General features: G+C 28.9%; 16 protein-coding genes, 1 tRNA gene and 1 other RNA gene. 16 read left to right on the top strand and 2 right to left on the bottom strand.

Features of this window, described 5'->3' with window-relative positions; all coding sequences use genetic code 11:
• The 4 genes from ACYQ1T_RS06900 (at window position 1) to ffs (ending at window position 1,816) form a co-directional block, all read left to right on the top strand.
• The gene (locus ACYQ1T_RS06900) at window positions 1-348 is read left to right on the top strand and encodes an FMN-binding protein (protein ID WP_459833271.1); all 348 of its coding nucleotides are present in this window, start codon (window positions 1-3) and stop codon (window positions 346-348) included.
• 133 nt (window positions 349-481) lie between these two features.
• The gene (gene lgt / locus ACYQ1T_RS06905) at window positions 482-1,249 is read left to right on the top strand and encodes a prolipoprotein diacylglyceryl transferase (RefSeq protein ID WP_459833273.1); all 768 of its coding nucleotides are present in this window, start codon (window positions 482-484) and stop codon (window positions 1,247-1,249) included.
• Window positions 1,250-1,459: 210 nt separating this feature from the next.
• Window positions 1,460-1,549, top strand: a tRNA-Ser gene (locus ACYQ1T_RS06910).
• Window positions 1,550-1,552: 3 nt separating this feature from the next.
• An RNA gene (gene ffs, locus ACYQ1T_RS06915) (signal recognition particle sRNA large type) lies at window positions 1,553-1,816 on the top strand.
• A gap of 190 nt (window positions 1,817-2,006) precedes the next feature.
• On the opposite strand, the gene ACYQ1T_RS06920 is transcribed toward ffs, so the two are convergent.
• On the bottom strand, window positions 2,007-2,495 hold the full coding sequence (locus ACYQ1T_RS06920; protein WP_459833276.1) for a dihydrofolate reductase: 489 nt from the start codon (window positions 2,493-2,495) through the stop codon (window positions 2,007-2,009).
• Window positions 2,495-3,286 (bottom strand): thymidylate synthase, encoded by a 792-nt coding sequence (locus ACYQ1T_RS06925; RefSeq protein ID WP_459833278.1) that lies wholly within the window; start codon window positions 3,284-3,286, stop codon window positions 2,495-2,497. The genes ACYQ1T_RS06920 and ACYQ1T_RS06925 overlap by 1 nt, the downstream gene beginning before the upstream one ends.
• Window positions 3,287-3,690: 404 nt before the next feature.
• Between ACYQ1T_RS06925 and ACYQ1T_RS06930 the strand changes: the two genes are divergently transcribed.
• From ACYQ1T_RS06930 to ACYQ1T_RS06985, 12 genes are all read left to right on the top strand, one after another.
• Entirely contained in the window at window positions 3,691-4,851 is a 1,161-nt protein-coding gene (locus tag ACYQ1T_RS06930; RefSeq protein ID WP_459833280.1) for an MFS transporter, read from the top strand.
• Window positions 4,852-4,906: 55 nt separating this feature from the next.
• Entirely contained in the window at window positions 4,907-6,538 is a 1,632-nt protein-coding gene (gene dnaX, locus ACYQ1T_RS06935) for a DNA polymerase III subunit gamma/tau (protein ID WP_459836484.1), read from the top strand.
• A gap of 72 nt (window positions 6,539-6,610) precedes the next feature.
• A complete protein-coding gene (locus ACYQ1T_RS06940; RefSeq protein ID WP_459833282.1) occupies window positions 6,611-6,955 on the top strand; it encodes a YbaB/EbfC family nucleoid-associated protein in 345 nt (114 codons plus the stop codon).
• A gap of 111 nt (window positions 6,956-7,066) precedes the next feature.
• A complete protein-coding gene (gene recR, locus ACYQ1T_RS06945; protein WP_459833284.1) occupies window positions 7,067-7,663 on the top strand; it encodes a recombination mediator RecR in 597 nt (198 codons plus the stop codon).
• 27 nt (window positions 7,664-7,690) lie between these two features.
• The gene (gene cls, locus ACYQ1T_RS06950) at window positions 7,691-9,226 is read left to right on the top strand and encodes a cardiolipin synthase (protein WP_459833286.1); all 1,536 of its coding nucleotides are present in this window, start codon (window positions 7,691-7,693) and stop codon (window positions 9,224-9,226) included.
• Between the two features lie 119 nt (window positions 9,227-9,345).
• A complete protein-coding gene (locus tag ACYQ1T_RS06955; RefSeq protein WP_459833289.1) occupies window positions 9,346-9,606 on the top strand; it encodes a DUF2508 family protein in 261 nt (86 codons plus the stop codon).
• Between the two features lie 55 nt (window positions 9,607-9,661).
• Window positions 9,662-9,910, top strand: coding sequence for a pro-sigmaK processing inhibitor BofA family protein (locus ACYQ1T_RS06960; protein WP_459833291.1), 249 nt, complete (start codon window positions 9,662-9,664; stop codon window positions 9,908-9,910).
• 268 nt (window positions 9,911-10,178) lie between these two features.
• Entirely contained in the window at window positions 10,179-10,370 is a 192-nt protein-coding gene (locus tag ACYQ1T_RS06965) for a hypothetical protein (RefSeq protein WP_459833293.1), read from the top strand.
• Between the two features lie 56 nt (window positions 10,371-10,426).
• Complete coding sequence (gene mscL / locus ACYQ1T_RS06970; protein ID WP_459833296.1) at window positions 10,427-10,882, top strand: large-conductance mechanosensitive channel protein MscL; 456 nt, start codon at window positions 10,427-10,429, stop codon at window positions 10,880-10,882.
• A 263-nt stretch (window positions 10,883-11,145) separates the two neighbouring features.
• Window positions 11,146-12,222: a pyridoxal-phosphate-dependent aminotransferase family protein gene (locus ACYQ1T_RS06975; protein WP_459833298.1), complete on the top strand. Its 1,077-nt coding sequence runs from the start codon at window positions 11,146-11,148 to the stop codon at window positions 12,220-12,222.
• Between the two features lie 99 nt (window positions 12,223-12,321).
• Window positions 12,322-13,233 carry a D-2-hydroxyacid dehydrogenase gene (locus tag ACYQ1T_RS06980; protein ID WP_459833300.1) on the top strand — a complete coding sequence of 304 codons (912 nt, stop codon included), beginning with the start codon at window positions 12,322-12,324 and terminating at the stop codon, window positions 13,231-13,233.
• A 25-nt stretch (window positions 13,234-13,258) separates the two neighbouring features.
• The gene (locus ACYQ1T_RS06985; RefSeq protein ID WP_459833303.1) at window positions 13,259-14,494 is read left to right on the top strand and encodes a DUF1015 domain-containing protein; all 1,236 of its coding nucleotides are present in this window, start codon (window positions 13,259-13,261) and stop codon (window positions 14,492-14,494) included.
• Window positions 14,495-14,549: the final 55 nt, after the last annotated feature.

Below are 14,549 nucleotides of genomic sequence, written 5' to 3' on the forward strand. Positions count from 1 at the left end.
ATGAAAAAATTAGGAGCTTTAATAGCATCAACAATAGTTGCAGCAACTTTATTAGTTGGCTGTGGTGGTGGAAAGTATGTTGACGGTACTTACACTGGAGAAGGAAAAGGAAATGCAGGAACTATAAAAGTAGAAGTTACTGTTGAAAAAGGAAAGATAAAAGATATAGAATTAGTAGAACATCATGAAACGCAAACTCTAGTAGATGGAGTTAAAGAAAGTATGTTCCCAGATGTAATTAAGAAGCAAGGAACAGAAGGCGTTGAAGCTATAAGTGGAGCAAGCAGCTCATCAAAGGGTGCTTTAGAAGCAATCAACAATGCATTAGCTGGAGCAGCTAAAAAATAAATATTTTTTAAATTATAGGTAGAGATTTTTAAAATTCTCTACCTATTTTTATATTAATAAATTTTTAAATTGATATATACAAGTTTATAGTAGTATAATGAAACATAACATAATAATAAAAGGAGATGAGAAAATGAGTCCAATAGCATTTGAATTTTTGGGGTTAGAAATAAGATGGTATGGAATAATAATTTCATTAGGGGTTATAGCTGCAATGGCATTAACATATATAATTGCTAAGAGAAGAGAGCTAAATTACGATCTTGTAATAGATGCATTTCTTTGGGTTTTTCCAGCGTCTATTGTAGGAGCGAGATTATATTATGTAGCTTTTGAATATAAAAACTATCATTCTTTTATGGATGTAATAAATATAAGAGAAGGTGGACTTGCTATACATGGGGGAGTTATAGCAGCACTTATAGCTGGATATATATTTGCAAAGGTTAGAAAGATAGATTACCTAGAATATGTAGATATAATAATGCCAGGAGTTATACTAGCACAAGGAATAGGTAGATGGGGAAACTTTATGAATCAAGAAGCACATGGTGGACCTGTATCAGCTGAATTTATTAGTAAATTTCCAGAGTTTATTCAGAAGGGAATGTATATTGGAGGGACATATTATCATCCAACATTTTTATATGAGTCAGTTTGGAATGTATTAGTATGTGCCTTATTAGTATATATTTTATATAAGAAAAAGAATTTAGCACATGGAGTTATTTTAGGAAGTTATATGGCATTATACTCAGTAGGAAGATTCTTTATAGAAGGGTTAAGAACTGATAGTTTAATGTTCTTTGGATTAAGAATAGCTCAATTAGTTAGTATATTGGGTATAATAGGTGGAATAGCATTAATATTTTATGTTACAAAATATAAAAAGAGTAAATAGAAAAATCCGTGATTAATAAGATATTAAAATCTTAATAATCATGGATTTTTCATTGAAATTAATATTTTATTGAATTTAGATAATATATATGTTATTATAAGTGAGTATCTTAAATATACTTGTTTTAGGAATGAAAAAATTTTTATGGAATATACTAAGATAGTAGTTTCTAAAAACATATATTTTAATAAGTAATATTAATAAGAGCATGGAGAGATGTCCGAGTGGTCGAAGGAGCACGCCTGGAAAGCGTGTATAGGGGCAACTCTATCAGGGGTTCAAATCCCCTTCTCTCCGCCATAGCCGTGCTAGATGGGGAGTCAGCGGTGCCCTGTAACCTGCAATCCGCTATAGCAGGATTGAATTCCTGGCATAGGCTTTAGTTTATAGGGTCTGCCCTATGTAAGTGGTGTTGATGGTCGGGTCCCATGCGACGTAAGTGCATGAACCTCGTCAGGTCCGGAAGGAAGCAGCGATAAGTGATTACTGCGTGTGACATGGATAAATCTTACCAGAGCTAACTGCATAGGTAACGCCTATAAATTACTGCCAAAGCCAGGTGCACGGTTTTTATTTAAACCTTTCTCTGCAAGAAAGGCTTTTTTAATGTTTAGGCATAATATGATATAATAAAAATAAAAAAGGGAATAATAATTCCGTTTTAATTTATTATTAAATAAGGTTACTCTTCAATAGGATTAACATACAATAGGACAAGAAAACGAGGGCAGTTCCGTTAGGAGCTACCCTCGTTTTCTTATCTACTTAAATTTATAAAATCATATTTTAGCCCATCTTTAGGGTTAATTTTCTCTTCAGACTTGAAATCAATATTCCATTCATTCAAATCAATACTAGGAAATTTAGTATCTCCAATGAAGTCTTTAAAAACTCTTGTTAAATAAAGCTTATTAGCATGAGGTAGTAATTCTCTGTATATTTGACCACCACCAATTATAAAAGCTTCATTAGGTGAGTTTTTATATTTAGATAAAACTTCATCCAAGTTATAACATACTTCCACCATATTAGAGTTAACTTTAAAATTTTTATCTCTTGTAATAACTACATGTTTTCTATTAGGTAAGATACCAGGAAGAGACTCGAAGGTCTTTCTTCCCATAATTATGGTATTTCCTGAAGTTATCTCTTTAAATCTTTTAAGATCTTCAGATATATGCCATAGAAGTTTATTATCGCCACCTATAATATTATTATTAGCCGTAGCTACTATAACTGATAACATTAAACAGATACCTCCATTTTTATTGAAGGATGATATTCATAATTTTCTAGTTTTATATCATCAGGAGTGAAATCGTAGAAGTTTGTTATTTCAGGATTTATCCAAAGATTAGGAGCTGTATAAGCGTCATTAGCTCTAGTTAGTTGCAATTTCATTCCTTCTATTTGATTTTCATAAATATGTGCATTATTTATTACATGAGTAAATAATCCAGGCTTAAGCCCTGTAACTTTGGCAATAAGATGAACTAATACTGCATATTGTGTAGTATTAAATGGTACACCAAGTGGTATGTCACCACTGCGCTGAATTAACATACAATTAAGTTTACCATCTGTAACGTCCCACATAGTCATAAAGCAACAAGGTTGTAGTGTCATATGAGGAAGGTCTTCAATATTCCACATAGACATTAACATTCTTCTATCTTGAGGATTATTCTTTAAAGCATCTATAAGCTTATCAACTTGATTGAATTTTGCTATTTGATATCCATATCCTCTACCAATAGTATTATTTTCGTCAATCCATTCATCCCAAATGTGAACATTTTGCTCTTGAAGTTTTGTAACATCATTTGATTGATCTTTGTATATCCATAGCATTTCCTTAACTGCAGTTTTAAATGCTACAAATTTAGTTGTTAGTATAGGAAATTCTTTTTCGAGATTAAATTGCATTATTTGGTGAGGCAATTTATATGTAGGCATTCCTGTTCTATTATTATCATAGTAGCCATTTTCTAATATGTCTTCAACTAAAGATAAATATTTTTTATCATAAAGACTCATTATTAAACCTCCTTTATTATAAAGATAAATATATTTTACTATATTACTAGATGAATTTGTTATATTAAAAAAATAAAATTGTTGGTAGAAAATGTGAAATAAGTTTAGAATATTATGGCATTGATTTGAATTGGAAAATATAGTATTATTTAATTATATATTTAGAAAGGAGAAGAATTACTATGATATTTTCTACTAAAAGTAAGAGTAAGAAGTTATTCTTAAATAGCAGTTCAGTTTCAAAAACAGCAATATATTTAAGAAATTGGATTACCATGTCCTTTTTTAGTAGGAAATTGCAAGTTAGTATTTCTTAGCCTGCAATAATGGTAACTCCAATAGGACCTAAGTTAATTGGGTCCTTTTATTATACGTAAAATTATATGTATTGGAGTGAATATAAAATGAACAAAATAAGTAGAAACATAAAGGTAGATTATTTATATAGATTTTTTGCATCCTTTGATATTACATCAGGAATATGGGTACTTTATTTAGCTCATAAAGGAATGAGTTTAGTACAGATAGGTTTTTTAGAAAGTATATTTCATATTACGGGACTTATTTCAGAAGTACCAACAGGAGTAATAGCAGACTTATTGGGAAGAAAAAAGGCAATTGTCTTTGGTAGAGTAGCTTCTCTAATTTCAGCTTTAATTATGTTATTTTCTAATTCTTTTTTTGGTTTTGCAATAGGCTTTATATTATCTGCATGGGGATATAATTTAAATTCTGGCTCAGAAGAGGCTTTAATATATGACAGTTTAAAAGAGATTAATAAAGAAAATGAGTATTTAAAAGTTAATGGTAGATTAAATTTAATTATTGAAGTAGCACAAGGATTAGCTGTTTTTATAGGTGGTATGTTGTCTGAAATAAGCTTTTCTATAAGTTATATAGTTGCTTTTCTAGTTGGATTATGTGCTTTAGCAATAGCTTATAATTTTAAGGAGACATCTTTAATTAAAAAGAGGGAAGAAATAAATATAATAAATCATTTTAAAGAATGTATTGATATATTAAGAGGAAATAGTAGTCTTTTAAAGATAATGTTATTCTTTTCAACTATATATACTTTTTCAGCCATAGTATATTTTTATGGTCAGCAATACTTTTATAATATGGGGTATTCTAAGGGAAATATAGCATTAATATTTTTGATAAATGGAGTATTTTCATCATTAGGTGCATTAATAAGTGAAAGAGTAGAGAAAGTATTTAAAAATAAAGAATGGATTTTTATTTCTATACTGATAAGTATATCAATAATTTTAATTGGATTTAGTAAAGGTGTAATTTCAATAATTATATTTTTTATAATAAATGGTTTAACAGCCATTTTACAGCCTATAAGTAGTAATAAAATTAATTTGATGGTTAATTCAGAGCAAAGAGCTACTATTATTTCTGTTGAAAGTATGTTTTTCTCTTTAATGATGATACTATTTTTCCCTTTAAGTGGATATATAGGAGATAAAATTTACTTAGAAAATTCATTTAAGTTGATAGGAGTTATTAGTTTTATTATAGTTGTTATTGTAAATGTATTTTATAATAGAAAGTGATATAATTAATTAAGCAAATATAAAAATATAAAAATATAAAATGAAAGGATATGCTATGGGATATACAGCTTTATATAGAGAGTGGAGACCAAGAACTTTTTATGATGTAGTTGGTCAAGAACACATAACAACAACTTTAAAAAATCAAATATTAAATGATAGAATTGCTCATGCCTATCTTTTTTGTGGAACTAGAGGAACAGGTAAAACTTCAACAGCGAAGGTTTTTTCAAAGGCTTTAAATTGTTTGGATCTTCAAGATGGAGAACCATGTAACCAATGTGATATGTGCAGAAAAATAAATGATGGTTTAGCTATAGATGTAACGGAATTAGATGCAGCATCAAATAATGGTATAGATAAAATAAGAGATATTATAGATGATGTTAAATATCCACCACAAGAAGCTAAATATAAAGTCTATATAATGGATGAAGTTCATATGTTATCAACAGGTGCAGTGAATGCATTTTTAAAGACACTAGAAGAACCGCCTAGAAATGTAATATTCATATTAGCTACGACAGATCCTCAAAAGCTACCAATTACTATTCTCTCAAGATGTCAGAGATTTGACTTTAAAAGAATAAATAATGGTGATATTACTGCAAGATTAAGAAAAATAGTAAGTGATCAAGGTGTATATGCTGATGATAAAAGTTTAAATCTTATAGCAAGGGTTTCAGATGGTGCTATGAGAGACTCTTTAAGTATATTAGATCAGGCAATTTCTATGGGAGATGGTACTGTAGAATATGATTCTTTAGTTGGGATGTTAGGATTAGTTACAAATGATCATTTGTTTAGCTTAACCAATGCTATTATTCAAAAAAATATAGAAAAGAGTATAGGAATAATAGATGATGTGGTTTATTCAGGTAAAGATATATATTTATTTATAAAAGACTTAATAGCGCACTATAGAAATTTGCTTATGGCAAAGGTAACCAATAATCCAGAAGAAGTTCTTGATATGTCAGAAGAGAATATAGCTTTAACTAAGGAGCAGTCTACAAAGATAAGAGCGGAAGAAGCTATGAGATGTTTAAGAATACTTCAAGAGGCAGAAGGAAATGCAAAATTAAGTAAGCAAGCAAGATTATATTTAGAATTATCTATAATAAAAATGTGCAAAATACAATATGATACATCTAATGAAGTAATGCTAACAAGATTAAACAAGCTTGAAGAGGGATTGAAAAATGGAAGCCTTAAGGTAGTTAGTGCCGTACAAGGTGAAGTGATAAATAAGCAAAATATACAAGAAAAAAAAGATTTAGAAGTAAGACAAAATAATCCTATAGTCCAAAATAAAAAATCCACAGTAAAAGGTAATGAAAATTCAAAAGTAACAATAAATGATATACAAAAAGCTTGGAAAGATATATTGGAAAGATTTAAAGCAAGGAGAGCTATGATTATATATGCCTCAATGCTAACAGGTAAACCTATTGATTGTACTAATGGAATAGTAACAATTCAATATGAAGAACAATTTAAATTTAATAAAGATAGGCTAGAAAAGCAAGAGTATAGATTAGTTATAAATGAGGTTTTTGCAGAAATATTTAGAGAAGATATAAAGGTGGTATTTGAGGTTGATGAAGGAAGTCAAAATGAAAAATCAACTGAAGAGATGCTTTTAGAAACCTTAGGAGATGGATTAGTAGAAATTTTGGATGAATAGAAGTATAGTAAATTCAAAGAAAATAATATATAATAAAAAATAGATTTTGTATAAAAAAAGGAGGATGTTTTTATGGCAAGAGGAGGATTCCCAGGTGGATTTGGGGGAGGAAATATAAATAACCTAATGAAGCAAGCTCAAAAACTTCAAAAGGAAATGGAACAAATGCAAAAGGACCTTGAAACAAAAGAGTTCGAAGTTTCAGTAGGAGGCGGAGCTGTAGTTGTTAAGGCAAATGGTAAAAAAGAAGTTACTTCAATTAATATAAAGCCAGAAGTTGTAGATGCTGACGATGTTGAAATGTTAGAAGATTTAGTTCTTAGTGCTGTGAATGAAGTATTAAGAAAAGCAGAAGAAGAATCTGCAAATAAAATGGGTAAATTAACTGGTGGAATGAATATACCAGGAATGTTTTAATAGGTGGAGAAATTAAAATAGAAAGGCATTTGCTAAGTTCTATATTTAATTTCTCCTTTTCTAAATTTTATAAAAGTTGTAATTTTGGGTTACGTAGGAAAGGATGATTTTATGGATTTTTATCCAGTTGCAATAGAGAAGCTAATAGAGGAATTTGCGAAGCTTCCGAGTATTGGTCAAAAAACAGCTCAAAGATTGACTTTACATATATTAAACCTTCCAGATGAAGAAGTAAGGGAATTTGCCAATGCTTTAGTTAAGGCAAGGGGAACAATAAAGTATTGTTCAATATGTGGAAACTTTACAGATAAAGATCCATGTGCCATATGTGCAAATCCAAATAGAGATAAGGATGTAATATGTGTAGTTGAGCAGCCAAAGGATATAATGACAATGGAAAGAGTAAAAGAATATAATGGAGCTTACCATGTACTGCATGGAAATTTATCACCTATGCAAGGAAGAGGGCCACAAGATATAAGAATAAGAGAACTAGTTGCTAGAATGAGTGCAGATATAAAAGAGGTAATTATAGCTACAAATCCTAATATAGAGGGCGAAGCTACAGCTATGTATATATCTAGAATTTTAAAACCATTAGATATTAAGGTAACTAGAATTGCATCAGGAATTCCAGTTGGTGGAGATTTAGAGTATGCAGATGAAGTAACTCTTTCAAAAGCCTTAGAGGGAAGAAAAGAAATATAAATTAAGCTAAAATATAAAGGTGGTTATATGAGAAAACTATTTAAATTGATGTTTAGTAGAATGGTAGTAGTAGGACTACTTATTTTACTTCAACTAGCAATTCTCACCTTTGCCATATGGAAGCTAAGTGAATCCTTTATATACTTATATGTTTTATTTATTATAATCAGCATAGTAGTAGTTATATACATAGTAAGTAGGAAAGATAATCCATCATATAAACTTGCATGGACAATACCAGTTTTACTTGTTCCAGTTTTTGGGGGATTATTTTACTTACTTTTTGCTGGAAGTAAAACTAATAAAAGATTTAGAAAAAAGGTTATGCAAACTTATGAAAACACAGCTCATTTACTAACTCAAGATGAGAAAATTTTGAATGAGATAAAAGGTCAAGATAAGTGTATTGCAAATCAAGCTAGATATATTAAGGATTATGCAATGAGTCCAATATACAAAAATACTAAAACAGAATATTTATCACCAGGAGAAGTATTTTTTGAAAAGCTAAAGGATGAACTTAGAGAAGCTAAGCGTTATATATTTATGGAATATTTTATAATGCAAGAAGGTATTATGTGGGATAGTATTTTAGAAATACTAGAACAAAAGGTAAAAGAAGGTGTAGATGTTAGAGTAATATATGATGACATGGGATGTTTACAGACATTACCATATAATTATAATGAAACTCTAAAGAGCAAGGGAATTAAATGTGTAGTGTTTAATCCCTTTGTACCATTTCTTTCATTAATAATGAATAATAGAGACCATAGAAAAATAACAGTTATAGATGGACATACAGCATTTACAGGAGGAATAAATCTTGCTGATGAATATATAAATGAAATAGTAAGATTTGGACATTGGAAAGACGCATCTATTATGATAAAAGGTGAGGCAGTATGGAATTTTACTATGATGTTTTTACAAGTATGGAATTTTAATAATAATGAAAAAGATGATTATGAAAAGTATAAGACATATTTAGATTATAATAGTACATTTGAAAGCGATGGATATGTTCAGCCATATGGTGATAGTCCGTTAGACGATGAGACAGTAGGAGAAAATGTATATTTAAATATTATAAATAAGGCTAAAGATTATGTATATATAAATACACCGTATTTTATAGTTGATAATGAATTAGTTACAGCTCTTACATTAGCAGCAAAATCTGGAGTGGACATTAGAATAGTTACTCCTCATATAGAAGATAAATGGTATGCTCATATTATTACAAGAGCATATTATGCACAGCTTATAGAGGCTGGAATCAAAGTATATGAATATACTCCAGGATTTATACATTCTAAAACAGTTGTATCAGATGATAGCATTGGTGTAGTAGGAACTATAAATATGGACTATAGAAGCTTATACCTTCATTTTGAGTGTGGAGTTTTTCTATATAAAACTAAATCTGTATTACAGATTAAAGAGGACTTTTTAGAAACGCTAGAAAAGTGTCAAAAAATTTCACTAGAGGATTGCTATAAAGTTAGATGGTCTAATATTTTCATTAGAGCTATACTTAGAGTTTTTGCACCACTAATGTAGTCTAAAAAACTATGGTGGACAAGTTGCTTTAAAAATCTTTCTATGTTAAATCCTAGCTGTATATTTTTGTTGAAATATGGAAATAATTTTAATATAAAAATATATGGAGGGGTTAAAATATGGATAAGAAATTAATTATGGATTTATTAATGAAAAATATTGAAGGACATAAAGAAAGATATAGTCAAGAGGATATAGATATTTTAACTGAGATTGAAGATGCAATAATAGAACTTGATGTAGCAAGAGCTATGTTTAACTCAGTAAGCGACCCTAGACTTATAGATATAGCAATTCATACAGAAGACATGGCAAAAGCTAGATATGATTACTTAATATCTGTTGCCAAAGAAAGATCACTAAAAAGAAAAATAAATTAAAATATTAATATAATTTTTGGAGAAATAGTATAATATACAAAAGGAGGAGAAAATTATGGAATTAGAAATGATATTATATGCACTTGTAGGATTAGTTCTATTATATTTAGTAATTAAATTTTTAAAATGGCCTTTAAAGATTTTATTAAATGGAATAATAGGAATAGTACTTTTGTATGTAGCTAATTGGATTGGAACATACCTTGGTTTTTACATAGGAATAAATGCTGTAACAGCATTAATTGCAGGTTTTTTAGGAGTACCAGGAGTTATATTTTTAGTAATATTTAAAATGTTTTTATAGAGTGCTTTAAAAATATAATTGATAATATTAAAAGAGAGATTCAAGGTGGGTATTGAATCTCTCTTATTTTTTGAGATATAGGGAACTTAAAGTTCCCTAAGTTTATATAGATGGGAGTTAGAAGTTTTTCTTAACTTGCTAATGAGTGAAAAGCCTCTTATATAAACAATATATGGGGTCATAATAAATCTGTTACAAAAATAAATATGTATTTTTTATAAATTTAGTAGTAATATACATATATAATATTTTAGGAGGAGAGAATAGTATGCCAGCAGGAAATGGAGTGAATTGCAAGTATTGTCCAGAATTTAAAAGAAAAAGTTGTAATGGAGATGATACAGGGTGTTTATGTTATAAGTGTCCAAGACATCTAGGTCAATGCATGTGTGTTAAGTATTGTAGAGAAACAGAATCAATATTAACATTTGACAGAGAATGGGATATTATTGGAGAGTAAGAGGAATAACATACTATATATTAAAAGTATAAGTGTTAACGAAAGGAGAAATATATATGAAGACAAAAGGAAAAAAGTTTATTAATGAATTTAAAGAATTTGCTATGAAGGGTAATATAATAGATTTAGCAGTGGGTGTTGTTATTGGTGGTGCCTTTAATAAAATAGTATCATCATTAGTAAAAGATATAATTATGCCTAGTATAGGTGTTTTAACAGGTGGGGTAAACTTTGAACATTTAAGTTTTGTATTAAAACCAGCTATAGATGGTAAACCAGAGGTTATTTTAACATATGGGATTTTCATTCAAAATGTTGTAGATTTTCTTATAATAGCATTATCAATATTTGTTATGATAAAAGTTATAAATAAAATGAATAGACAAAAAGAAGAAGTTAAAAAAGAAGAAGAAACTGTTAAGATATCAAAAGAAGAAGAATTATTAACTCAAATTAGAGATTTATTAGCAAAACAAAATAATTCTGATAATACAAGTACAGAAACTAAATAAAAAAAAGACCTCTAGCTAATATAGTTAGAGGTCTTTGTCTATTAGATTTTCTATAAAATACGGACATTAATCGAGATAATATCATAGAATAATAAGATATTATTTTATTTATAATTATATCCGCTTATGTAAGCAATTAAAAATGTACGAAGAGTTTAAAAAATATAAATATATAGTTGTTTATATTGGTAAAAAGTAGTAGAATTAACAATAAATTAAATAAATAAGCAATAAGTAAAATTAAATTATTAGGGGGATATCTTATGCATAAAAAATTATTTATTCCTGGACCTGTTGAGGTAAGGCCAGATGTTTTAAATCAGATGGCAAAACCTATGATAGGGCATAGAAGCAAAGAAGCTTCAGAAATTCAAAGACGAATTAGTGATAACTTAAGAAAATTATTTTTTACAGAAAGTGAAATTTTATTATCAACAACATCTGGAAGTGGACTTATGGAAGGGGCTATAAGATCCTGTACAGCAAAGCGAGCAGCTGTATTTTCCGTAGGAGCCTTTGGAAAACGTTGGTATGAAATGGCTATTTCTAATAATGTAGAAGCAGATTTATATGAAGTAGAAATGGGACATGCAGTTACTCCAGAAATGGTTGATAAGGCATTAAAAACTGGTAAGTATGATTTAATTGCTGTAACGCATAATGAGACATCTACCGGTGTAATGAATCCTGTAGATAAAATAGGAGAGGTTGTTAAAAAATATCCAGATGTTGTATTTATAGTTGATACAGTAAGTTCAGCTGCTGGAACTAAAATTGAAGTTGATAAATGGGGAATAGATATTTGTATAACTTCAACTCAAAAGGCAATAGGATTACCACCAGGAATGGCTATATGTACATTTTCACAAAAAGCTAAAGAAAGAGCAGAAAAGGTTCCAAATAGAGGTTTTTATTTAGATCTTTTAGCTTTATATAAATATATTCAAAAGAAAAATTATCAATATCCATCAACACCTTCAATATCACATATGTATGCCTTAGATTATCAGTTAGATTATATTATAAATAAAGAAGGATTAGAGAATAGATTTGCAAGACATTTGGAGATGGCAAAGGTTGTTAGGGAATGGGCGAAAAAATATTTTGAGATATTTCCAGATGAAAATTACTTATCAAATACTTTAACTAATATAAAAAATACTAGAAATATAGACATATCAGCTTTAAACAAGGAACTAGGGGAAAGAGGATTCCAAATATCTAATGGATATGGAGCTTTAAAGGATAAGACGTTTAGAATAGCACATATGGCAGATTGTACAATGGAGGATATAGAGGAACTATTAAAAAATATTAATGAAATTTTAGATTTAAAATAGCAATAAGTAGTTTAGCAAAATTATAAGTAACAAAGGAGTTTGGAGAATGGGTGCTCTCTAAACTCTTACTTATATATTTATTTAAAAGGGGGAACAAAAATGTATAGAATATTAGCAAGTGATGGTCTTGAACAAGGTGCTGTAAATAAACTATTAAAAAGTGGAATTGAAGTAGTTATAAAATATTATGATAAAGATATTTTAGGAGATGTATTAAAGGATTTTGATGCATTAGTAGTAAGATCTGCAACAAAGGTAACTAAGGAAATATTAGATAAAGCTGCAAAAGGAAAATTAAAATTAGTAATAAGAGCTGGAGTTGGTATAGATAATATAGATGTTATCCATGCTAATAAAAATGGAATAGTAGTAAAAAATACTCCTAATGCTAGTTCAAATTCAGTAGCAGAACTTGCTATTGCACATATGCTTGCAGTTGCAAGATTTGTTGGAGACTCTAACTATACAATGAGAAATGGTGAATGGAACAAGAAGAAGTATCAGGGTATAGAAATTGGAGGAAAAACATTAGGAATAATAGGAATGGGTAGAATAGGAAGATCATTAGCTGTAAAAGCTGAAGCGTTAGGAATGAATGTAATTTATACTGACGTTTTTGGAAAACAAGATAATTTAAAATATGATTATTTATCATTAGAGGACTTATTAAAGGAATCAGATTTTATATCATTACATGTACCTTATGATAAAGAAAAGGGTTCTTTAATAGGAAAGAAAGAAATAGAACTTATGAAAGAGGGAGCTTATATAATCAATTGTGCTAGAGGAAAAGTAGTGGATGAAGATTCACTTTTAGAAGCTTTAAATAGTGGTAAGGTTGCAGGTGCTGGAATAGATGTATTTGAAGATGAGCCTACATTAAATAAAGCTTTGATTAATCATTTAAGAGTAAGTTGTACTCCGCATATTGGAGCAGCAACAAGAGAAGCACAAAATAGAATAGGAGAAGAAGTGGTAGAAATAATTAAAGACTTCTTTAAAATTAGCTAATGATATAAAAATAGGAGGAATTAAAATGGCAGTAATTAGACCCTTTAAGGCTTTAAGACCAGTGAAGGAATTAGCGGAAAAAATAGCTGCATTACCATATGATGTAATGAATACTAAGGAAGCTAGAGAGATGGTTAAAAATAATCCATATTCATTTTTACATGTAGATAGAGCAGAAATAGATTTAGATCCATCAATAAATATTTATGATAAAAATGTATATTTAAAAGCTAGGGAAAATTTAGATAATATGATAGATAAGGGCTTTTATATACAAGATAATAAACCATGTTTTTATATTTATAGACAAAGTATGGGAAGTAGAAGTCAAGTTGGATTAGTTTCATGTGTATCAGTGGATGAGTATTCAAATAATACTATAAAAAAACATGAATTAACAAGAGAAGATAAGGAATTAGATAGAATAAATCATGTTTACAATTGTTCAGCACATACAGGTCCAATTTTCTTAACATATAGAGAAAATAAGGAGATTTCTAATATAATTAATGAATGGATAAAAAATGAACCAGTATATGATTTTATATCAGAGGATGGTAATGGACATACGGTTTGGGTAATCGATGATAATGATATAGTAGTGAAATTAAATGAGTTATTTAGCAGCGTTGAATATTTATATATTGCTGATGGACATCATAGATCGGCATCAGCAGTAAAGGTTGGAGAAATTAAAAGAGGAGAGAATAAAGGGTATAGTGGAGAAGAAGAGTTTAATTATTTTCTATCAATAGCATACCCAGATAGTGAGCTTGAAGTACTTGATTATAACAGAACAGTTAAGGATTTAAATGGTCTTTCAATTGAAGAATTTATAAACAAAGTAAAAGAAAAATTTAATATTACTGTTTCAAATAAGCCTATTAAACCAGAAAAAAAGCACACCTTTGGTATGTATGTTGAGAAAAAGTGGTATTTATTAGAGGCGAAAGATGAAATATATAATCCAGATGATGCAGTGGATCAATTAGATGTATCAATACTACAAAATAATTTACTAAATCCAATACTAGGAATAGAAGATCCAAGAAAATCAAATAGAATAGCTTTTATAGGTGGAGTAAGGGGATTAAAAGAATTAGAAAAAAGAGCAGATACAGATATGAAAGTAAGTTTTTCAATGTTTCCAACGACAATAGAAGATATTATGAATATAGCAGATAGTGGAAAGATAATGCCACCAAAATCAACATGGTTTGAGCCAAAACCAAGAAGTGGGCTTTTTATTCATAGATTTTAACTAGTATATATGTAAGAAACAAAATTAAATAGTAAAACACTCTATTTTATTAGAT

Source organism: Clostridium carnis (genome assembly GCF_054657435.1).